The sequence below is a fragment of the Alcaligenes sp. Me129 genome (assembly GCF_050487245.1).
GTDB classification, from domain to species: Bacteria; Pseudomonadota; Gammaproteobacteria; order Burkholderiales; family Burkholderiaceae_B; genus Alcaligenes; species Alcaligenes phenolicus.
Genome location: NZ_JBKQGX010000007.1, coordinates 78,153 through 99,839 on the forward strand (window position 1 = coordinate 78,153; position 21,687 = coordinate 99,839).

General features: G+C 54.2%; 18 protein-coding genes. 12 read left to right on the plus strand and 6 right to left on the minus strand.

What is annotated here, in order from left to right; all coding sequences use genetic code 11:
• Positions 1–138: 138 nt before the first annotated feature.
• Both asd and ACLPGZ_RS09345 read left to right on the plus strand, forming a co-directional pair.
• Entirely contained in the window at positions 139–987 is an 849-nt protein-coding gene (gene asd / locus ACLPGZ_RS09340; RefSeq protein ID WP_009458320.1) for an archaetidylserine decarboxylase, read from the plus strand.
• Positions 988–1,185: 198 nt separating this feature from the next.
• Positions 1,186–2,187 (plus strand): Lnb N-terminal periplasmic domain-containing protein, encoded by a 1,002-nt coding sequence (locus tag ACLPGZ_RS09345; RefSeq protein ID WP_239054911.1) that lies wholly within the window; start codon positions 1,186–1,188, stop codon positions 2,185–2,187.
• Between the two features lie 217 nt (positions 2,188–2,404).
• Here the strand turns inward: ACLPGZ_RS09345 and ACLPGZ_RS09350 are convergent, their stop codons facing one another.
• On the minus strand, positions 2,405–3,322 hold the full coding sequence (locus tag ACLPGZ_RS09350; RefSeq protein WP_083055089.1) for a pyridoxal-phosphate dependent enzyme: 918 nt from the start codon (positions 3,320–3,322) through the stop codon (positions 2,405–2,407).
• Positions 3,323–3,884: 562 nt separating this feature from the next.
• On the opposite strand from ACLPGZ_RS09350, the gene ACLPGZ_RS09355 reads away from it, so the two are divergent.
• From ACLPGZ_RS09355 to ACLPGZ_RS09370, 4 genes are all read left to right on the plus strand, one after another.
• On the plus strand, positions 3,885–4,238 hold the full coding sequence (locus tag ACLPGZ_RS09355; RefSeq protein WP_021447165.1) for a MarR family transcriptional regulator: 354 nt from the start codon (positions 3,885–3,887) through the stop codon (positions 4,236–4,238).
• A 270-nt stretch (positions 4,239–4,508) separates the two neighbouring features.
• The gene (locus tag ACLPGZ_RS09360) at positions 4,509–5,297 is read left to right on the plus strand and encodes a PhzF family phenazine biosynthesis protein (protein WP_115634651.1); all 789 of its coding nucleotides are present in this window, start codon (positions 4,509–4,511) and stop codon (positions 5,295–5,297) included.
• Between the two features lie 157 nt (positions 5,298–5,454).
• Positions 5,455–6,480, plus strand: a complete 1,026-nt coding sequence (locus tag ACLPGZ_RS09365) for a hypothetical protein (RefSeq protein ID WP_115634653.1) — start codon at positions 5,455–5,457, stop codon at positions 6,478–6,480.
• A 280-nt stretch (positions 6,481–6,760) separates the two neighbouring features.
• Positions 6,761–7,513, plus strand: a complete 753-nt coding sequence (locus ACLPGZ_RS09370; RefSeq protein ID WP_035269538.1) for a DUF4880 domain-containing protein — start codon at positions 6,761–6,763, stop codon at positions 7,511–7,513.
• Positions 7,514–7,540: 27 nt separating this feature from the next.
• Here the strand turns inward: ACLPGZ_RS09370 and ACLPGZ_RS09375 are convergent, their stop codons facing one another.
• Positions 7,541–10,843, minus strand: coding sequence for an autotransporter outer membrane beta-barrel domain-containing protein (locus ACLPGZ_RS09375; protein WP_429641147.1), 3,303 nt, complete (start codon positions 10,841–10,843; stop codon positions 7,541–7,543).
• A 231-nt stretch (positions 10,844–11,074) separates the two neighbouring features.
• Here ACLPGZ_RS09375 and ACLPGZ_RS09380 point away from each other — a divergent pair, with 231 nt between their 5' ends.
• The gene (locus tag ACLPGZ_RS09380; protein ID WP_230940663.1) at positions 11,075–11,545 is read left to right on the plus strand and encodes a hypothetical protein; all 471 of its coding nucleotides are present in this window, start codon (positions 11,075–11,077) and stop codon (positions 11,543–11,545) included.
• Between the two features lie 126 nt (positions 11,546–11,671).
• On the opposite strand, the gene ACLPGZ_RS09385 is transcribed toward ACLPGZ_RS09380, so the two are convergent.
• The 4 genes from ACLPGZ_RS09385 to ACLPGZ_RS09400 all read right to left on the minus strand — a co-directional run bounded on the left by ACLPGZ_RS09385 (position 11,672) and on the right by ACLPGZ_RS09400 (position 15,571).
• Positions 11,672–12,061, minus strand: a complete 390-nt coding sequence (locus ACLPGZ_RS09385) for a DUF6180 family protein (protein ID WP_257112745.1) — start codon at positions 12,059–12,061, stop codon at positions 11,672–11,674.
• A gap of 136 nt (positions 12,062–12,197) precedes the next feature.
• The gene (locus tag ACLPGZ_RS09390) at positions 12,198–13,235 is read right to left on the minus strand and encodes a virulence RhuM family protein (RefSeq protein WP_239054914.1); all 1,038 of its coding nucleotides are present in this window, start codon (positions 13,233–13,235) and stop codon (positions 12,198–12,200) included.
• Positions 13,236–13,278: 43 nt separating this feature from the next.
• Positions 13,279–14,652, minus strand: a complete 1,374-nt coding sequence (gene mnmE / locus ACLPGZ_RS09395) for a tRNA uridine-5-carboxymethylaminomethyl(34) synthesis GTPase MnmE (protein ID WP_239054915.1) — start codon at positions 14,650–14,652, stop codon at positions 13,279–13,281.
• A gap of 316 nt (positions 14,653–14,968) precedes the next feature.
• Complete coding sequence (locus ACLPGZ_RS09400; protein WP_022983402.1) at positions 14,969–15,571, minus strand: helix-turn-helix domain-containing protein; 603 nt, start codon at positions 15,569–15,571, stop codon at positions 14,969–14,971.
• Positions 15,572–15,680: 109 nt separating this feature from the next.
• Here ACLPGZ_RS09400 and argE point away from each other — a divergent pair, with 109 nt between their 5' ends.
• The 5 genes from argE (at position 15,681) to ACLPGZ_RS09425 (ending at position 21,647) form a co-directional block, all read left to right on the plus strand.
• Complete coding sequence (gene argE, locus ACLPGZ_RS09405; RefSeq protein ID WP_239054916.1) at positions 15,681–16,877, plus strand: acetylornithine deacetylase; 1,197 nt, start codon at positions 15,681–15,683, stop codon at positions 16,875–16,877.
• A gap of 30 nt (positions 16,878–16,907) precedes the next feature.
• Positions 16,908–17,882 (plus strand): threonine ammonia-lyase, encoded by a 975-nt coding sequence (locus tag ACLPGZ_RS09410; protein ID WP_115634661.1) that lies wholly within the window; start codon positions 16,908–16,910, stop codon positions 17,880–17,882.
• A 2-nt stretch (positions 17,883–17,884) separates the two neighbouring features.
• The gene (locus ACLPGZ_RS09415) at positions 17,885–18,889 is read left to right on the plus strand and encodes an ornithine cyclodeaminase family protein (RefSeq protein ID WP_239054917.1); all 1,005 of its coding nucleotides are present in this window, start codon (positions 17,885–17,887) and stop codon (positions 18,887–18,889) included.
• Between the two features lie 30 nt (positions 18,890–18,919).
• On the plus strand, positions 18,920–19,891 hold the full coding sequence (locus tag ACLPGZ_RS09420; protein ID WP_026483987.1) for a tripartite tricarboxylate transporter substrate-binding protein: 972 nt from the start codon (positions 18,920–18,922) through the stop codon (positions 19,889–19,891).
• 625 nt (positions 19,892–20,516) lie between these two features.
• Positions 20,517–21,647, plus strand: coding sequence for an ABC transporter substrate-binding protein (locus ACLPGZ_RS09425; RefSeq protein WP_239054918.1), 1,131 nt, complete (start codon positions 20,517–20,519; stop codon positions 21,645–21,647).
• Positions 21,648–21,687: the final 40 nt, after the last annotated feature.

Consider the following 21,687-nt stretch of genomic DNA (forward strand, 5'->3'; position numbering starts at 1 on the left):
TGGTGCCTGATTCCTGACGGTTGCGCGGCCTTTGAAGTGGTGGCCCCGGCCGGATGTGGCGCGTGAAACACAATTACATTGAATGGCATAAACGCTTTGGCCCCAGGCTGAAGCAGGATTTGTTTGCGAGCTGATTTTATGCATCCCCGTTTGGCTGTTCTTCCCCAGTACCTGCTCCCTAAACAGGCTCTGACCCAGTTTCTAGGCGGTTTGGCCTCCAAGCCCATGGGCGGGCGCACGACCTGGGCTATCAAGCGTTTTATCGACCGTTATCAGGTCGACATGAGCGAGGCAGAAAACTCCGACCCAGCCAGCTACGCCACCTTTAACGAGTTTTTTGGTCGAGCTTTGCGTCCGGGGGCCCGCCCTATCGCGGAGACGGCCTTGGTCAGCCCGGTTGATGGTGCCATCAGCCAGTTGGGGCCTATCCAGGGTGCCGAGGTGTTCCAGGCGAAGGGGCATAGTTACTCGACGACGGCTTTGGTAGGCGGAGACGCTCAGGAGGCTGCCCGCTATCAGGATGGGCTGTTTGCGACCCTGTACTTGAGTCCTAGCGACTATCACCGGGTACATATGCCTTGTGCGGGTGTGCTCAAGCGCATGATTCATGTACCGGGCGATTTATTCTCGGTCAATCCGACGACGGCGCGCGGTGTTCCCGGCCTGTTTGCCCGTAATGAACGTGTGGTCTGCTTTTTTGACTCCGAGCAAGGCCCGTTCGTGTTGGTGCTGGTGGGGGCGACGGTGGTGGGCAGTATGGTTACGGTTTGGCATGGTGTGGTAAATGCCTCGCGTGACGGCAAGATCCACGAGTGGAACTACGAAGGTCAGAATATCGCCTTGCAAAAGGGGCAGGAAATGGGCCGATTTCTGCTGGGTTCCACGGTGGTGATGTTGTTCCCCAAAGAAAGCGCCTATCGTTTTGATCCGAGCTGGCAGCCGCAAGGCGTAATCCGCCAAGGTCAAGCGATGGGCTATCAGGGCTAAACCCTGTTTTCTAATGAATAAAACCTGTGTTCAAGTGGACACAGGTTTTTTTTTGTCGTCGGGTCGTCTAAAGGCTCGGCGCCTCCGGCAAAAAACACCCCCTTGGGGGAGCCAGCAAGCCGAAGGCGTTGCGTGGAGCCTTTTTTGACGGTTCAGCGCTTAAAAGTAATCTGTATTCAAGAGGTCTGTGGAGTGAGTATGAAAAGGTGGGGGGCGATGGTGATCAAGATTTTGGTCCTGTTATTGGTCTTGGCGGTAGCGGCCTGGGGCGCGCTGGCACTACAGTTTCAGCTGTCAGCAGGTCTGGGGCGCTGGCTGGCATTGGCTGGCTGGGTCGCGGTGGCTGGATTGAGCCTGTATGCCTTAAGCAAGGGCAAGAACTGGCTCTTTGCACCCCAGGCGTTGGGCTTTCTGGTGCTGGTGGTCTGGTGGAGCAGTATTGCGCCCAGCAACGACCGGGAATGGGCGCCTGATGTGGCCAGAATGAGTTACGGCGAGGTAAATGGTTCAGTGGTGACTCTGCACAATGTGCGTGACTTTAACTGGCGCAGCGAGACCGATTTTGATGAGCATTGGATTAGCCAGAACTACGATCTGCAGACGCTCAAATCGGTAGATATGTTCCTTTCGTACTGGATGGGCCCGGTGATCGCTCATACCCTGGTGTCTTTCGGGTTTGAGGATGGCCGCCATGTGGTGTTTTCGGTAGAAATACGCAAGGAAAAGCACGAGGCATTTTCTGCGATAGGCGGTTTTTTCAAAGAGTTTGAGTTGAGCTTGATTGCGGCAACAGAGCAGGACATTGTGCGTACCCGTAGTAATGCGCGCGGCGAAGACGTGTATATGTACAGCGTGGAGTTGGCAAAACCTGCTATGCAGGCCTTGTTCTTGTCTTATGTGGAGCAGGGCCAGCAACTGCAGACTACTCCTCGTTTCTACAACACCTTGACGGCTAATTGCACCACCATTGTTTACGACATGGTCTCCAGGATTGTGGACGGGATACCGTGGGACTGGCGTGTGCTGGCTTCGGGCTATTTGGCCGAGTATGTGTATGGTCTGAATGCTTTGGCGCCAGGCCATAGTTTCCAGGAACTGAAGCAACTGGGCTACATCAACCCGAGAGCCTTGTCGCAGCAGGAGGGGCAGGATTTTTCTGCTTTGATTCGACAGGATTTGCCTCTCGTAAAGCCTTTTTAAGGCTGTTTTAGGCGCTTTTGTTCCACGTGAAACATATGTTTTACTTCATACGCTCTGAAAATTAGAGCGTATCAGGAATAAAAAGAATAAATAAAAACCCCATCATATGAAAATCATGTGATGGGGTTTTTTAAACCCTGTACCCTGTTTTCCAGATTGCAGATGCGATAGAAAATAATTATTTTTGCCAAATGCGTCAGGGCTGATAACGGACAGTTTAAGGAGTGGCCCGCCACTGCACCAACTGCTCCAGCGTCGTGGTGTTGCCACCACACACAACGACCAGAATGTTGTTGTAGGGAGCCAGGGCCTCATGATCCAGGTAGAGAGTCGACAAAGCCGCGCCACATGCGGGTTCCACCAGAACGCGATGATCGGTCAGAAAGCGCAGGCATGCGCTGACGGCCTGAGCATCGCTGACCTGAACGCAGGTGGTGGGATGAGATTGGCTGATGGCGTAAGCCTGGTCGCAGACGCGTGGTGCAGCCAAGGAGGTGGCAACCCCACTGACTTCGCTAAGTGTGATGTGCTGGCGCTGCCTTACCGACTCGCCCAGGCTGGCGGTGCCCTGGGTTTCTACCGCAATAATCGGGGTTTTGTCCCAACCCTGCTCCCGCAGGCCTTGAGCCACACCGCATAGCAAGCCACCCCCGCCTACAGCCAGCAAGACGGCATCCGGCTGTACGCCCATTTGGGCCACTTCTGCGATCAGGCTGGCATGGCCTTCCCAAAGCAAAGGATCATCAAATGGGTGAATCAGGGCGTCGTCTTCTTGCACCAGGGTCAGCGCATACTCATGAGCTTCCTGCCAGTTCTTGCCGATTACGTGCAGCTCGGCTTTTTCCCGTTGAATCAAACGTCTGGCGTGTTCGCTAGTGGTTTCGGGGACGACAACAAGGGTGGGCATGGTCAGGCGGCGTCCGGCATAGGCAACGGCAATTCCGGCATTGCCTCCCGAAGAAATAATAAAGCGCTTCTTTCCTTGCTGGGCATGGTGCTGACACAAGTGGCCAATACCGCGAATTTTGAATGATCCGCTAGGTTGCAGCGCATCCATTTTTAACCAGATTTGTTTGCCAAGCTGCTCGCTCAAGGCGTGTGAAAAAATGAGCGGTGTCTCAAGGTGAAGAATCATTTCTTATCGTTCCAGATTTTATAGTGATCTGAGGGGGCGCGTTGGGCGCTCCGAGCGCTGTTCACCACATTTTATCGGTCTGAAACACGTGTGGCTAAAGATCCTGGGCATGGTTTTGTGACGACCAGGACAAGCGGGCGGAAAATTGTTTGGAAAGGATGCTTATATCATCGGGCCTGGATTTTGTAACTGTTCTTGTTCTCTGCCCTAAGTCCCTTTATTAGCGTTTAATGTGAGGCAGCTTACTAACTAACTACGTGTCTGCACCTACTTACAATTTTGCTTCGTCTGGACTGTAGTGTTCAAGCTAAATCAAGGGCTTATCTGATAAAATTCCAGATAAATCGCCCGACTCAAGACCCCTTTCCGTACGGAATTCAGGCCCGGTCTTAAGCGTTTAATTTTAAGTGCATGATAAGCACCGAAACTCATTCCAATCACTCGGGCCATAAAGCAGTGTTGTTTTTTGCTTTGCCTGAGCGGAATAAAAACAATAATAACCAGAACTTATTTCTAGAAAGGACGCTGTGGTAGCGGTTCTTAAAGGAATAAAGATTTTGTTATGAAAACTGCCACCAGACCTGCTGATATTTATATGCGTTTTTTGCAGCTCGCCGATTCGCTGCATACCCTGCCTTGCTTGCCTTGCCTGGACCCTCTTGAAGAGCGGATCCTGGTGCTGGTTGCCAAGGCATCGAAAGACTGTTTGCGTTTGTCGGTGCGCGATGTCATGGCCGTAGAACGGCTGGGATCGCCCGCGACTATTCATACCCGTCTCAAATCCATGCGCGAGAAAGGCTGGATCGTCCTTAGTGATACGGAGGACACTCGCCGCAAACAAGTGGACTTGAGCCAGGCTGCCCTGCTGCATTTTGATCGTCTTTCCGCCTGTCTTTTAGAGGCGGCAAATGTTTGATTGATCAAATGGCGCGGCCTTGCACCCGATGTAATTGCTGAACCCGCAAAAAGAAGCGTTTGGCATCAGGTAAATAAGCGGGAAGCGCTCGGGTCCAACTAATGGAATGCAAACAGGCGTTTGCAAAAAGCGCTCGCGTGTCTGGTGCTTAAAAAACGGAAAAGATAGGCGGTATTAAAACAATGCCCCTGTTCCGCGGATTTACCTGCCTTCAAAGAGTCTATTTTTCTATACTGGGGACTCACCTTGAATTCCATGCCTGGAGGCAGAATGCGCTTACCCATCTATCAGCTTGATGCCTTTACTGACACCTTGTTTGCAGGCAATCCTGCCGCCGTGGTGTTGTTGCCCGAGTTCCCTGACGATGCCTTGATGCAGTCGATTGCGCAGGAGAACAATCTTGCCGAAACCGCCTTTCTGGTGCCACAAGGCCAGGACTTTCGCCTGCGCTGGTTCACCCCTACGGTAGAAGTGCCCTTGTGTGGACACGCAACATTGGCCAGCGCCGCCGTTGTGCTGCAGCATGTGCGTCCCCAGGACAGCCAGGTGGTGTTCCATACGCTAAGTGGTGCTTTGACGGTACGTCGTGACCAAGACAGCTATGTCATGGATTTGCCTGTGCGCCCGGTTCACCGTGTGGATGACAATCCTTTGCTGGAGCAAGCCTTGGGCACCAAGATTACGCAACTGTGGCGTAATGACTTCACCCATCTGGCTGTATTGGAAACGGAAGAGCAAGTGCGACAGCTGCAGGTGGATGCGGCAGCCATGCTGGCCAGTGGCTGTGACGGATGCATTGTGACAGTGCCGGGCTCGGGCCAGTTTGATATTGTCAGCCGCTTTTTTGCTCCTGGTCACGGTATTGAGGAAGATCCGGTTACGGGCTCGGCCCATTGTGCTTTGCTGCCGTACTGGGCTCCTATCCTGGGCAAAACTCATTTGCTGGCATATCAGGCTTCTGCCCGTGGTGGTGTACTGGACTGCACCTTAACGGGTGACCGCGTGTTCTTGAAAGGCCAGGCCGTCCTGTATATGGAAGGACACATCCAGATCGCCTGAGACGATGCCAAGCGGTTTAAACGGGCATGGCGGTGCCGTGCCTGTATTGGTAACGCCCTTCCCTTGTTTTTGCCCGATCAGCACAGTAGTCAGCAAGACAGGTTGTACATTTTTTTGGCCTTCTTTATTGCGACTTTTTATGGTTTTTTGATCTCTTATGATTCCTGTCGCTCCATTTTCTTTGCTGTTTCTGCTGATTATTACCCTCGGGCCGCTTGCCTTAATTATTGTGCTGGTCTGGGTGGTTTTGCTTTTAGTACAGCCACATCGCCGGGAAAACTTTAAGAAAAAACCCTGGCCACGCCTACTGGTTTTGCTTCCTTTGCTTGTATTGGCGCTCTACTACAGTTATTTCCAGTGGGAGGTCTATCAGTTCGATAAACGTCAGGCACAGGAGCTGGCTAGTCGGCAGCATGTTTTAAAAGAGCCTGGCCGTTTTGCCGGAATTGATATGCCAGCCGGAACAGAGCTGGAGTTGAGTGTGTGGGGCGACCCGGACAGCGTGTCCTGGGCTCGTTTCCCGGGGGCGGTCATGGTAGGCAATGCTCCAGTGCTGTCTTTCAAGCGCCCCCGGCCCGATATGCAGAACTCCAGCTGGAAGCTGCATCTGGCAGGCGATACGGAATTGGAGGGCTGGCAATGTGATGGCAGCCAAGTGCTTGAAATGGAACAAGATTCCATGGCAGAGCACGGTTTTCGTTTTGTCAGCTGCTTTTTGGCTAAAGGGAATCAGATCAGGGGCTGGAGTCCCTATGCGGCGGCTTCCAATATGAATACAGCCCCGGATTTTGTTCTGGATCTACCTGCCGGCACTTTGGTTCAGGCCAGGCCGGATGGGACTTTGTATGTCAACGGTGAGCGGGATCAGGACCGTTGGATGGTACGTGTAGAGGAAGAGGGTTTACAGGTTCAGGCATGGAATCTGCCTTTGGAACGTGCTTATTTCTCAGTCGATAAAAATAAAAATCTGCTTTATCTCTCGCATGCTCAATTGGCTCGAGAATTTCAATTCGGCGGATTTAGTTATCCAGCCGGTACGCGTGTGTCGACGCCCAACTATCGCTTTTACCCGCAGTGGCCACTTTTATTGAGAATGGTATTGCCTGCGGATGGCGAATCGGATCAAAGAAAAGAACAGGTTCATGACCTGCTTAGTGGCCAAATTTTGGACGGATTTCACTAGTTAACGACCTGATTCCGGCTTTTTTTACCTGTAATCTGCAGTTTTTTTGTGGTGAGTGTAATTAAATAAGGCGAATTTGTTTGGAATGGGTCAATTTGAGTTAATGTAAGCATTTGAAGCGAATGTATAAAATAAAAACGTATCGTTTTCAAAGGTGGAATGTAGAGGGTTGGTGGCTGCTGGTTTCGTTTTTTAAGGTTTTGGCCTTGAGCGGAAGAGACAATCCGTCGGACTGAAACCGCCCTATTGCTGGCTTAACTGAACAAGGTTAGATGCCGCTATGACGACATATCAAGGGGAACTGCTGGAGCATACGCAGGCCCACGCACAGGCTGCTTACTGGTTTACTCGCTTGAACTCGGGCGAGGCTACCGCAGCTGAATTACGGGAATTTGAGGATTGGCGCCGTGACAATCCTGAAAATGAACGTTCATATCGATATATTTGCTATTTTTGTGACGCCAGCCTGGATGCGCCCGAGCATGAGATACGCCGTTTATTGGCTGGCTCGGGGGAAAAGCCAGTGTTGCTCAAGCCCTATCACCGTGGTTTGCTGGCGGGTTTTCTGGTGTTGGCCTTGGCGCTGACCGTGTTTTTCTCCTGGCCCGAGCCGGTATTGCGAGAAGAGCACTTGGTATCGGGGGCTCAAATGCTGGAGCAACGGTTTGTCGATGGGGCCGTGCTGCGCTTGGGCCCGGATTCAGCCCTTGAAATCCGTGAATATGAGGACAGATTGAATCTGCAGCTTTTACGTGGACAGGTCACGCTGTTGCTGGCTGATCCCACACCAAAGAGTGTGACGGTCTTTTCCAGCTTTGCGCAGGCCCGCAGTAACAAGGGGCAGTTCTCGGCTTTTCTGGACAGCGATCAAATGAAATTTGCTGTGGATACTGGATCGGTCGAAGTATCTAGCGGGACATGGTGGCGTCGACAGACTCGGGTCTTGATTCCCGGTCAACATATTGATGTGGATCGATGGTCTGGAATGAAGCGGGTTCAACCCGCTCCTGTATCTCCGAATGAGGCCGACTAACAGTCGGCCTCTTACGTTTCGGAGCGTTTAGAACATCCAGTTCAGGAACAATTTACCGTTTATATCGGCACGGCTATCCCCTAATAAACGGGTGCTGGCCGACAGACCTAAACGCAGACGTTCGGATTGCTGCAAGCTGATGCTGGTGCCCAGCGCCAAAGCATGGCTATCTACCCGCGCGTAACGACCATCAAAACTCACGGATTGGGCACTGGCGAAGGCTGCCTCCTGGTTCTGGTTACGGCTTAGCAAAGCCTGCTCCCAAGCAATCGATAAGGACGTTTGCAGTTGGCGATCCTGGCTTAAATTCCAGTTTTGACGCAGGGCCAGGCCAATGGAAGCCTGCAAGGCATTTTGGCGGCTGGCGTCCAGGCGCAGACGGCTGGCGGCATCGCCGCTCTCTTCCAGTCCAGGGCGCCGGTAATGGAGGTAATCCAGAGCCAGAACCGGCCCGATGCTGCCGTTCTCGCCTAGCGCCCAGTTGTAGCCAGTCTGTACACCGAGCGAGAAGGTATGCCCTGTCCAATCCGAGGAGGGACGTGCTTGATAGCCCGCAAAGCTGATGTTGCGGTTCATCTTGCCCTGTTCGATACCCACACGTAGTTGGGCCAAGCCATTCCAGCCTTCCTGGCTGTAGCCACGGTAGCGGGCATGCACCCCCAGGCCCAGACCGGTCAGCTTGCTCTTGGCCTGGAAGGGGGCGTCTACGTTGACGCGCTGCTCGTTGGCATTACCATGCACCCCCAGGCTCCAGTCACTGCCTTCAGCCCGGTGTTCCGTCCCCAGCATTACCCCATAGGTCTCGCTGCGGTGGTCAACATCGTTGTTACCCAGTTGCCAGTGGTAGCGGCCCCCATAGGTCTGGATGAAGCTTTGCCAGCCGCTCTTGTTGATACCGTCGGTTTGGCGCAATTGTTCGGAGACCAGTTGTTCGCGACGCAAGGCGGCGGCGGTTTGGGCAGCGTAAGATCCTGCACTTAATTGGTCCAAAGCCAGGCCAATATCGCTGCCATCAGTTCGAGAGAAGTCCATGGCCTGATACACCGCTGCCAGGGACTGATTGCCCGAGGAGGCTTGTGCCAGGCTGGTACCTACCGAGGCTGCATTGGGCGAAGCAGCATATTGCACATAAGCGTCCTGATTACGGCTGACGGACCAGCCATTGCCGGTACTTTTTACATTCAGGGTGGGGGATGCCAGCGTGGCATTGAGCGCAGCAAACTGCCCTTGTGTCTGGCTGGCAGTGAACACCTTGTCCTGATTCAGTGTCCATCCGTTCTGATACCAGTCTGGCTGCAAGTCCACGTGCAGTTCACCATCCAGCTGAGCCAAGCCTTGCACATCAATATGATCGTTCTGCGTGGTCGAGGCCTCCACCTGAATCCGGCCATCGGCACCTTGGACAAAGTTGCCCTTGATCGTCATGTTCCCGTAGGAATTCCCAGGGCTGAGTGTGCCGTTATTGGTGAAGTTGTATTCAGGGTTGATCGTGAATTCGCTATTGCCGTACAGGGTGGCGCCCTGATCTACTCGCAAGCCATACAGCTCGTGTTGCCCATTCAAGGAGGTTGAGCCCCCGGCAATGACAACAGCCAGATTGTTTTGACCTTTGATATTGCCGTCATAACGCATCTGGAAGTTAGGATCAGCCGCCTTGGTGGCACGACCGTTTTCATCGGCCTTTTGACCGAAGCTGATGCGGGTCAGGAGCAGTTGCTGGTCAGAACCGCGACGGTTGTAGTTCGAGGTGATGTCACCAGTAATTTGTGCGCCCTGCAAGATATTGATGTTTTGCACCCAGGCATTGTCTGCGATATGGATGGCTGCTTTCTGGCCCGACAAGGTGCCGGACAGATCGTAATTGCTGATCAAGGCACCTTGCAAAATGGTCGGTACAGCTTGTAGCCGGCCATCCACTACGACTAGCCAGGAGCCGTGATACTCATCGTCGCTACCCATGGCGTTCTGGCCAAAGTCAAACAGGGCTCCGATGCCATCCTGGCCATCTGCCCGGACCTCACCTTGCTGAACAATATTGTGATGACGACCATAGCTGAATTGCAGGCCGCGGCCATACCAGCCCTGGGCATGAATACGCGTGGCTTCGGGGATAAGGAGAGTGTTTTCGCTACCATCCACACGTACGCCTACGCCTCCTGGCCCGGCTGTCAGTAAATCCGCCGCCTGGGTAATGGTGTTGCGTTCGCCATAAATGTGCAGCCCCAAACCTTGCGTGGCCATATTGTATTGACCGGGCAGGTAGGCCGTGCCGTTTGCATTGCGGGCAAAGTAGCCATTGGTATTGTTCAGGGTGACACCGTCCCCATAGACCGAATAGCCAAAGAAGTTGCGGCGATCAATGCTCAGCCCAATATCCTGCAGGGCGGCAAGCTCGGCTTCCATCAGATTCACATAATTGCGATAGGTCTGATGGCTCATCAAGCTGTTGCGCAGCTCGGTGTGGCTCATGTAGTTGCGATCCACTCCGTATCGCGGTTGGTCATGAACGTTCAGGATGCTGACGGGGATGCCCGGCATGGCGCCATTCAGGACTTCCTGTACATGATCTCCAGTGAAGTAGCCCTTGTCTTCGCGCAGGTCAAAAGCGGCAGGATCATATGGGTTGGTGCAGACCGAGCACAGGATTTTCTGTCCGGGGCTGGGGGCTCGACCCTGGTCATCGCGCAAGCCCAAGGCCCAGGGACTAAGGTCATTCAGGAAAAAGGGATCGGGTGGATCAAAGCTGTTTTCAGGCAGGTTGTCGGTGACTGTATTGCTGATGCCCAAAGCATGCGCCAACTCGTGGAAAATGACTGCGTTGTAGTCCGCCTTGCCAGTTAAGGGCAGTTGGCTTGGATTGACGGGGGCGGTATCCAGATCCAGCTTTCCGACGCTGATAACCGCATCGGGGTTGTTTGGGTCACCCTGGAAGATTCCGTGCAAGCGTGCTTGCAAGGCCGACAGGACGAAGTTGGGATGATCAGGGTTACTTAGTTGGGCACCATAGGCATTGGCGTTCTTGTCATTCATGGTGCCCAGGTTGATCACAGCCGGTGTGTAGCCCGCCGGCAGATTCAGGATTTCGGCCCAGCGCTCCAGTGCGGCACGAATTTTCAGCCGACCATTCTCGTCAATATTCCAGGGGGAAACGCGTGGATTGGATTGATCCGACGTATCGTAACCGCCATCATCCGGCCCATAGATCCGCAGCTCAAAGGCTTGTTGACCTTGTTTGTTCAGAATGAATTCTGTCTCGTAGGCGTAAGCGCTGCCGGCCCAGCTCAAGGCCAACAGGGTGTGGCCTAGTAGTGCTTTGATTTTGAAGTCCATGGGGTTCAAATAAAGAGAAGACAATGGTTAGGGGGCACTTTTCGTATAAAAGTAAATAAAAGTGTCTTTTCTTGCTACTTATTTCTGAGCTGTGCCGAACAGCTGAGTAAAAGGCGCAACACTTGTGCACACATCACGGTAAAGAACTACCGGGTTTCAGCCGTAACCCTCTAGGGGATGATGTGTACAAGAGAGGAAAGTATGACCATAGAGATCAGTGGACAGGGTTTAATGCATAGACAAACTATGCCTGTGGCCGAACCATTAAACGCGTCGGCCATGACGCCCCCTGTGGTGCCCGAGCAGGAAGAGTCTGGTTCCATAGACTCATCGGGACGTATCAAGGTGCACCTGTCTCCCATGGGCAAAGATCTGTCGTTGACCAGTCAGCAAGCTCAGAAAAAAGGCCGCGACAAGGACATTGACGACAGCTCTTTGCCTGACGGAGTCAAGGACATACTTAAACGTATCCGCGACCTGAAAGAGCAAATTCAGCAAAAACTGATGGAGTTGCAACGTATCCAGGCCAGCGACAAAGGTAGTGAAGCCGAAAAGAAACAGGAGCTGGAGCGCGTGCAAGGCGAGCTAACCAGCTTGAACGGTGCTCTGTCCAGTGCCCACGCCATGTTGAACAAGGTTATGGACGACGTTGAGCTGGATGGAGATAGCCGTATGGAAGTGGCAGATTTGTTGATGAAGTAAGAAGCCGTTCGACTGGCTTCGGGAGTCCTTGGGGGCGCGGGTGGTTTGTTCGGGCGCAAGCCTGTATGAACCATTGACTGCGCCCTTTTTTGACTCTGGACAGCCAGGGGCTGCCGTCACTGATGCTCAGGGTTGGTTTGCCACCGTCAAGGCCTGCGTAATTTTGTGGTTGAGCTGATGTGGAGACATCAAATCCGCCGTGACCTGTGCTTTGGTACGAATGATGTAGGCAGTCGAAGGATTCAAATCAATGCAATACACCACCAGCGATCCGCCCCCTAGGGGAGCCGCACCAATATAAACCCCTAACTGTTCGCTGGCTGCCGGGTCATTGCGCTGCTGGTAGCCTTCGCCCGCGGCGGTTTGCTGAACGGTATCCAGGCACTGGGCCACGCTGAGACGGGAGATGGAGCGCTGTTCCGCCTCCAATTCCAGAGGCATCCATTCTTGAGCTTGTGCTGCCCAAGCGCCATGAAGCAAAGCTGCCATCAAAACCCACTTGTTGAGTGTGTGCATGATGTCCTCCCGCAGGAGACGATGGAATGCTCAGCATAGTCCTGATCGATGAGGACGAGCTTTGATAGGGCTTAATTCAGGGATGAATTTCGGGTTTTTACTGAGGTGGGGGAGCAAGCCGTTTGGAGCGATCAGGCTATTGATCTGATTCCGGACTTGAAGAGCCTAGTTCTTTTATGGCTCTATCAAAGTCGCTCTCAAACAAGCGATCTTGTATGACGCGGTATTTCTCGAACTCGCTTTCAGCATGGGTTTGGGCCAGCTTGGCAGAAATTTTGCCGCTGTCTTGCAGAATTTCCCGATCGTCGAACTCCAGAAACATATCCAGGCGTTTGGCCCAGTCTTCCATTGTCATGGGGATTTTTCTGCGGGCACGGTTTTCAGCCAGCTCCAGATAGGCATTGACGATGCGCCCCAAGGCATCCAGCTCGTCTTGTTTCAGATAGTTCTTGGCAATACTGATGTCTGTTTTCAATATTTTGCCGTCGGGAGCATTGGCCCAGGAAGTAAGTCCCATATGGGCTTGCCGGCTGTCGGCACGCTGATGAACAAGCTCCGCTGCAGTTTGACCGTGGATGGCGTAATGCAGCTTGTTCTGCACCTTGGCAAAGAAGGTTTTACTGATCGGGGCGTTCTTGTTGTAGTCCACGCTGGTTGCGTAGATATCGGTGATTTTCTGGTAGAAGCGCCGTTCGCTTAAGCGAATCTCTCGGATTTCTGCCAGCAACTGCTCAAAGTAGTCTTCGTTTAGAAAACTGCCGTTCTCCATGCGCTGACGATCAATCAGGTATCCCTTGATCGCAAATTCGCGCAGGATTTGGGTGGCCCATTGACGGAATTGGGTGGCACGGATGGAGTTGACCCGATAACCGACAGAGATGATGGCGTCCAGATTGTAGAAGTCGACTAGACGCGTGACTTCCCGATTACCTTCCTGCTGAACTATCCGGAATTTCCGGATAGTTGCCTCCGAAGCCAGCTCATTGCTGGCAAAGATGTTTTTCAGGTGCTCACTGACCGTACGCACATCAACGCCAAAAAGCTCCGCCATCAGCTTCTGGGACAACCAGACGGTCTCGTCTTCGTAGCGAGCCTCGATGCTTTGCTCACCAGCCTGGCCGGTAAAGATCAGAAATTCAGTGGTGCTATTTCGAATCAGCTTCTTGCCGCTCATGCTTGGCCCCTCTGCACATCGATGGCTCAGTCTTTCGACGAGGTCACTTCCCAATACAAAAACTGGAGAAAATCTCCCCCAGCAAATCATCGCTGCTGAACTCGCCGGTAATCGAGCACAGATCCAGATGCGCCAAGCGCAGTTCTTCGGCAAACAGATCCAGCACCTGATCGCTGTGTGTGGCGTGTTCCGCAGCCAGGCTCAGGTGGTACTCCGCGCGCTCCAGGGCCCGCAGGTGCCGTTCTCGCGCCAGCCAGGGGGACTCACTGCCGGGGTTCCAGCCTGCGATATCCAGCAAGGTGCGGCGCAGCGTGTCCAGACCGATATCCTTACGGGCAGAAATTGGCAGCACGGTGGCGCCATTCTCTTGTGCGGGCAAGGCTGCCTGCTGCTCAGCTGTCAGCAAGTCTATCTTGTTATAGACGCGCAGCACGGGTACGTGTGATGGCAGGCGAGTGGTAATGGCACTGTCCAGCTCGTCTTGCGGGTTGCGAGCATCGAGCAGGTGCACGATCACGTTGGCTTTGGCGATTTCGTCCCAGGTACGGGCGATACCGATGCGCTCTACGGTGTCCTCGGTTTCACGCAGACCAGCGGTATCCACGATATGCAGCGGGATGCCATCGATGTGGATCAGCTGCATGACGCGGTCGCGGGTAGTGCCGGCGATGTCGGTCACGATGGCCACATCTTCACCGGCCAGGGCGTTGAGCAGGCTGGATTTGCCCACATTGGGCTGGCCTGCCAGTACAACGTGCAGCCCCTCGCGCAGGATCGCCCCCTGACGCGAATGCTGCAGGATGCGTTCCAGCTCGTCCTGTATACCTTGCAGGGTGGCCGCTGCCTGGTATTTTTCCAGGAAGTCGATTTCTTCTTCGGGGAAATCCAGCGTAGCTTCTACCAGCATGCGCAGGTGAATGATGCGGTCGGCCAGGGCGTTGACGTTGTTGGAAAACACGCCGGACAGGGACGCGACGGCACTGCGGGCTGCGGCTTCCGAGGAAGCGTCAATCAAGTCGGCCACGGCCTCGGCCTGGGCCAGGTCCAGTCTGTCATTCAAGAAGGCGCGCTGGGTGAATTCGCCGGGCTCGGCCAGGCGCAGGCCCTGATCTTTACCCGCTTCCAGGCAGCGATCCAGCAGGCGGCGCAGAACAGCCGGGCCGCCGTGACCCTGCAGCTCCAGCACATCTTCGCCGGTATAAGAATGCGGGCCTTTAAAGAACAGCGCGATGCCCTCGTCGATTGCCTCGCCTTGTGCGTCCTTGAAGGGCAAAAAGTGCGCATGACGCGCTTGCAGCGTGCGGCCAAACAGGGTCTGGATCAGAGCATCAAGCTCCTTGCCGGACACACGGATGACACCAATACCACCCCGGCCGGGGGCGGTGGCAATAGCCACAATAGGGGAAGAACTGGACATGGGCAGATCGATCAAAGAGGCAGAACAGAGCTGTATTGTAATGGAGCAGGTGGATGGTTCGGGCTTGGAGCGTTAGCCCTTGTTGGTATCTGAAATGCTTGCTTTTATGTACTTGTGGCCCAGGCTCTTGAGAATCAGGCAATCAGGCAATCAGGCAATCAGGCAATCAGGCAATCAGGCAATCAGGCAATCAGGCAATCAGGCAATCAGGCAATCCAGCAGACATCTGGGCTATCTAATCGGGGCCAAAGCAAATAAACACGCTCTTTGGTATGTCACCAAAGCGTCAAAAGCTAGCTGTCTACGCCTCTTGGGCCTAGTGATTGTTCACACAAACCACCAAGATCTCCACGCTTTCCCCGTGTTCGCACAGGTACAAGTGGCCCAGATTGCTTTTGAAGTAGATGCTGTCGCGCGCCTGCAGCACGTGGCGGCGCCCGTCCTGAAACTGCATGGTCAACTGCCCTTCGATCACAAAAATAAATTCTTCGCCTTCGTGCTGGCTGAAGTCGCTGGCATCGCGTGGTTTACCGGCCAGGACACGCCCGTGCATGGGCGTCATTTTCTTGTTGATCCATTCCGATGCCAGCATGCCATATTCATAACGATGCGCATGGTAGGTCACGGTACGTGAAGCCCGTCCTACCAGAATATCCATGCCGGATTCATTCTGATCGCGAGGCGTCTTGAACAGGTCGGACAAATCCATCTTCAAGGCCCGGCTGACGGCCAGAAATTTTTCGTAGCTCAGGCCAATCAGGCCGCGCTCTGCCTTGGACAGGGTGGACAAAGACACATTGGATAAGCGTGCCAACATGAGCAGGGTCAAGCCCTGTCGTTTGCGTTCATCACGTATGCGCGCCCCCATGGCTGTTTTGCTCAATAAGTTGGGGGCGGTGTTGGCTAAGTCTTTTGTCATAACCTAAAGAAGTAAAAAACCATCTTCTTATAAATAATATTAATTTTCTTATAAGAAAACTCTGTCCTATTGTATAGAACTACACGCTTTACGCTGGGAGAAAGAAGGCATGACTGCGTTGTTTGATCCTACTGCTTATCCCTCTACCTCGGTGGAATGGATACAAAAACTGATTGCTTATGATACGACAAGCCGGGAATCCAACCTGGAACTGATTCATGACGTGCAGGCCTATTTGCAGCAGCAAGGGCTGGAAACCGTGCTGACGCATGACGCTAGCGGTCGCAAGGCCAATCTGTTCGCTACGATTCCGGCTGCCGATGGCACGCGTACGGGTGGCATTGTTTTGTCGGGCCATACTGATGTGGTGCCTGTCGATGGCCAGAACTGGAGTAGTGACCCTTTCAAAGCCGAGATTCGCGACGACCGCCTGTATGGCCGCGGTACTTGCGACATGAAAGGCTTTGTCGGTGTGACTTTGCAATTGGTTCCTGAAATGCTGGCGACCAAGCTGGCCAAACCCATCCACCTGGCCTACTCCTACGACGAAGAAGTGGGGTGTGTGGGTGCGCCCGTCATGATTGATGAGTTGGTCCGCCGTGGCGTGAAACCGGAAGGCTGCGTGGTGGGTGAACCCACCAGCATGCGCACCATCGTGGCGCATAAAGGCATTAACGCCTATCGCTGCCGGGTGCACGGTCATGCCGCGCACTCCTCGCTGACCCCCAAGGGTGTGAACGCGATTGAACATGCGGCACGCATCATCACGGCCATCCGTGATCTGGCCGACGACTACAAGAGCATGGGCCCTTATGACCATGATTTTGACGTGCCCTTCACCACTTTGCAGACCAGCATGATTCGTGGCGGTATCGCCTTGAATACCGTACCTGACCTTTGCGAGTTTGAATTTGAATATCGCAATCTGCCCGGCGTGGACCCCGAGCCGATCTTGCAGGAAATCCGTGAGTTCATCGACCTGAAAGTCCTGCCTGCCATGCGCCGCGAGCATCCGGATGCTTTGGTGGAGCTGGAGAAGCTGGCCAGCGCCCCCGGCCTGAATCCTGAAGAACAAGCAGCCATTACCAAGCTGGTGCGTGAACTGACGCGGGACGACACGGTGCGCAAAGTGGCCTATGGCACAGAGGCAGGTCTGTTCCAGCAAGCCGGTATCCCTTCGATTATTTGTGGTCCCGGCAATATCGAGCAGGCCCATCGTCCCGACGAGTACGTAGAACTGGCGCAAGTGGAGCAGTGCGAGCACTTCTTGCGCGCTCTGATTCGCAGCCAGGCCGTAGCCTCTTAAAAATAGACAATCAGGTTTCAAGGCAAACCCATGACAACAGAAAAAGTTACCAAGGAAAATGTGGTGCAGGCGCATGAGCGTCTGCGTCCCTATGTGCGCCAGACGCCCGTGTTCGATTACCAGACCGGGCGTCTGGATAGCGCCGTCAATTTCAAGTTTGAGCATTTGCAGGCCTCGGGCACGTTCAAGGCACGCGGTGCTTTCAACAACTTGCTGAGCTTGTCCGAAGAAGCACGCCAGCAAGGGGTGACTTGCGTTTCTGCAGGTAACCACGCCGTGGCCGTGGCCTATGCCGCCCATCAAATGGGGGTGAAAGCCAAGACCGTGATGATCAAGACGGCCAGCCCGGCGCGCGTAGCCCTGTGCCGTGAATATGGGGCCGAGATCATCTTTGCTGACAATGGCGAGCAGGCGTTTGAACTGGTGCGTCAGATAGAGAAGGACGAACAGAAGACCTTCATTCATCCGTTCAGCACCTACCCCACCGTGCTGGGAACCGCCACGCTGGGCTACGAATGGTTGCAGCAAGCGGGCAAGCTGGACGCGGTGCTGGTGCCCATTGGGGGCGGTGGCTTGGCCGCCGGTGTGTCGGCTGCCGTCAAGCTGTGGCAGCCTGATTGCGTGGTTTATGGCATCGAGCCTGTGGGAGCAAACGTCATGGCGCTTAGCCGCCAGGCTGGCGAGCCGCAAAAAATCGGCGCCATGCAGTCCATCGCAGACAGTCTGATGGCTCCGCATACTGACGAGTTCAGCTTCCGTGTGTGTCAGGACAATATCGATACGCTGGTGACCGTCAACGACGACCAGATCCGTGCAGGGATGCACTTCCTGTTCAACGAATTCAAGATGGCCACTGAACCGGCTTGCGCTGTGGCAACGGCTGCCTTGATGTTCCCCTTGCGCAAACATCTGGCCGGGCAACGAGTGGGCGTGTTGTTTTGCGGCTCCAATACGGATACCGACACCTTTATCCGCCATATCACCACGCCACTGGCGCAAGGCTAATCATGCAGCTAAGCGTTTATGTAGCAAAAGCCCAGGAAGTGTATGAAGGGCTGGATATGGGGGCGGCGATTGATCTGATGCGCCAGGGTTTTATCGCCATGCAGCAAGGGCGTATTGACCAGCCCTTGCGTACGATTGTGCGCAGCCATTTGTCCAGCGGCTTTCTGGGCATGATGCCTGCCTGCATCGACATGCCGGAGATTTATCCCGAGCCTTTGTACGGTGCCAAGATGGGCACCCTGTTTCCAGACAATGTGCGCCTGGGTAAGGACCCCCATCAAGGCTGCGTGCTCTTGATGAGCGGCTTGACCGGCGAAACACGTGCCATTCTGGATGCCAGCAGCGTGACGGCCTTGCGTACCGCTGCGGTCAGTGGCCTGGCCACCGACATGCTGGCGCGCCCGGATGCCAGCGTGCTGACCTTGTTTGGTGGCGGGCATCAGGCCTTGTGGCAGTTGCGTGCCGTGGCGCAAGTGCGTCGCTTGAGCAAGGTATTTGTGATTACCCGCTCCGCACAGTCGGCTCAGCATTTCATTGAAGAAGCCCAAGCGTATCTGGATTGCCCCTTGATAGCCGGAGTCTCGGCCCAGCAAGCCGTGTCCCAGTCGGATATGGTACTGACGGCCACCAGCTCTGCCACGCCTGTCTTGCAGCGCGAATGGCTGCGCCCTGGCACGCACATTACCGCCATGGGTTCCAGCACACCTGCCAGCAGTGAACTGGATGGCCCCACCATGACGGCAGGCCGTTTGTTTGTGGACCGTGCGCAATCCACTCGTAACGAGTCGGGCGAGTTCTTGAATGCGTGTAAGCAGGGCTACTTGTCGGCGGATACCGAGTTGAACGAGCTGGGTGCCGTTCTGGAGGGGCAAGCCGCAGGCCGCATCAACAATGAAGAAATCACGATTTTTAAATCCTTGGGCTTGGCATTCGAGGACGTATTGACGGCGGCCGCCTTGTTAAGCCGTCATGCCGCACAAGGAAATGGACGAGTAGTAGAACTTTAATAGTGTCATCAAGAGGTAGGGAGACAAGTAATGAAAAAGAAATGGGCGCAGGTTTTGCTGGGAACGGCGTTGGCCTTGGCAACAGGTATGTCTGTTGCCAGCAAATTGCCGGACACCATACGTTTGGTCGTAGGTTATCCGGCCGGAGGAACAGCGGATGCCGTCGCGCGGGTGTATGCCGAGCAATTGCGTGAAAAGCTGGGTGTGAATGTGGTGGTGGATAACCGCGCAGGCGCGGGCGGGCAGGTTGCTGCTCAAGGCTTTTTGCGCTCGCCTACCGATGGCTCGGTGCTGTTGGTCGCTAATAATCACATGATGACCACCCTGCCCCTGACCGTAAAAACGGTCAGCTACGATCCAATAAAGGATTTTGCGCCGGTAGCCGTGATTGCCAAGTTCGAACATATCTTTGTGGTGGGTAAAACCACGCCTGCCAATACCTTGCAGGAGTACGTGGAGCTGGTGCGCAAAGAACCGGAAAAGTACGGCCACTATGGTATTCCCGCCCCCGGCAGCGCCCCTCAGTTCATTGGCTACAGCATCGCCAAGAAGAACGATATCCAGATGTCCCCCGTGCCTTATAAAGGGGGTGCCCCTTTGATCAACGACCTGCTGGGTGACCATATTCCTGCTGGCGTGGACGCGGTGGGCATGATTACCGAACACGTTGCCGCCGGTTCGGTGCGGGTGCTGGGAATTACCGGTGCGGAACGCCTGCCTATCTTGAAAGACGTGCCCACCTTTGCAGAAATGGGCTATGGCGACCTGAAAGCGTCGGGCTGGATGGGGATTTTTGCCCCGCTGGGCATGGAGCCGGAGATGGTCAAACAGTTCCAGGATGCCTTCAATGAAGTGGCCAAGCTGCCACGCATTGAAAGCGCGATTGTGCCGATCGGCTTCCGACCCGAGTCGGGCGATGCGCAGGAGCTATCGCGCATTGTTCAGGATGATCTGGATACTTGGGGACCCATCATCAAGGAGTCTGGGTATTTGCAGCAGTAAAACTCAAGGCGACGGTGCAGACGCTTTGTTGTGCTGTGTCGTGCTTTTCAAACTTGAATGAGTACAGACTGGCGTTTCAACCCAGTTCTGATGGGGTATGTAGAGAAACGACTAGTAGTAGCTAACAACGCAAAATTTGTGAGCGCAGAAAAGCTGGACGCGGACCTGATTTGGAGTCAGGTCCGTTTTTTTTATGGCGATTTCAAGAAGGTAACGGGCACTGACAGAGCATGTTGCCTGTGCGTCGTGGGAACTCAGCTCGTGGACAGAACATCACCATTGGAAAGAGGCTTTGCCCTCCGAAAGGGAGCTGATCTTCTCTGTGCCGGGCTATCGAATTCTTGTTTCGTAGCCAGCCTCGGAGTAGCCGAAGTACCTCTGGTTCACCCCTTCAAATAGCACTTGGAAGTTGTTCCTAAGATGGGGCTGCCAAACGTGTTTCTCCCGGCCACGAACATCCGATCAAGTTGCGTTAATTCCATTAAGTGACTGATAGATAACAATAAAAAATTATTTTAAGTCTGTAGGGAATTCCCTATATTTTATTTATTGGCTAGTCAGTTAATAATATTTCAAACTAGAAATAATCAATCAGTTAATTAAAAACCAAGGAAGGAGATACAAGGTGCGTAAGACGATATTGACGATGGGGTTGCTCATGACGCTGGGTGCTGTGGGGGCCGTGCAAGCGCAAACCATCAAGATTGGTGTGATTCAGCCTTTGACCGGGTCGGTGGCCTACAACGGGGAGGCCGATGTGAACGGTTCCAAGTTGGCTGTCAAAGAGCGTAATGCTCGTGGCGGGGTGTTGGGGAAACAGGTTGAACTGGCTATTGAGGATGGAGAATGTCAGCCCTCCAAAACCGTGAACGCGGCTGAAAAACTGATTCAGAAAGACAAGGTGCCGATTATCTCCGGCGCCTTTTGCAGCTCCGCCACCATCGCAGCCATGAGCGTGGCGCAAAAGTACAAAGTGCCCCTGCTCTCGGGCGTGTCGTCAAAAAGTGATTTAACCGAGCGTGGCAATGAGTGGTTCTTCCGCACCGCAGAAACCGATGGTTTGCTGGCTCATGCCTTTGCCACGATTCTGGTCGAGCAGCTCAAGCTGAAAAAAATCGCCTACATCGGGGTGAATGATGACTGGGGCCGGGGCGGCATGGAGGAGTTCTCCAGCCAGATCGAAGCCCTGGGCGGTGAAACCGTGCAAAAGCTGTATTTCGACCATGGCACCACGGACTTCTACACGCTGTTGACGCGGGTACGAGCCGCCAAACCAGATGGTGTTTTTGTGGCAGCCGAAACCCAGGATGGCTCGATTCTGGTCAAACAGATGAAGGAAGTGGGTCTGGAGAGTCTGATTTTTGGCGTGGGTAGTTGGGCGACGGCGGACTTTGTGAATTTGGCGGGCTCTGCATCAGAAGGCATTCATGCTGCCGTTCCTTATGCCCACACCTTGCAGCGTCCCGAAAATCTGGAGTTCGTGCAGTCCTATCAGAAAGAGTATGGCGAGCTGCCTGGCAAGTATTCGGTAGCTGGCTATAACGCGATGAACATCATCATGGACGCGATCGAACGAGCTGGGGAAGCCCACCCGGACAAGATCCGCCTGGCGCTGCCGGCGACGGATTACAACGGCCCCAATGGCAACTTCAAATTCAACGAAAAACGCCAGGGCTACGGCTTTGATGCCGTGCTGGTGAAGCTTCAAGGCGGGCAGCCGGAAATAGTTGCTCAGGCCAAGGTAACGGCGGACTAAGAGCACGATGAGCTGCGGATTTTATCGTTTGATGAGGGGG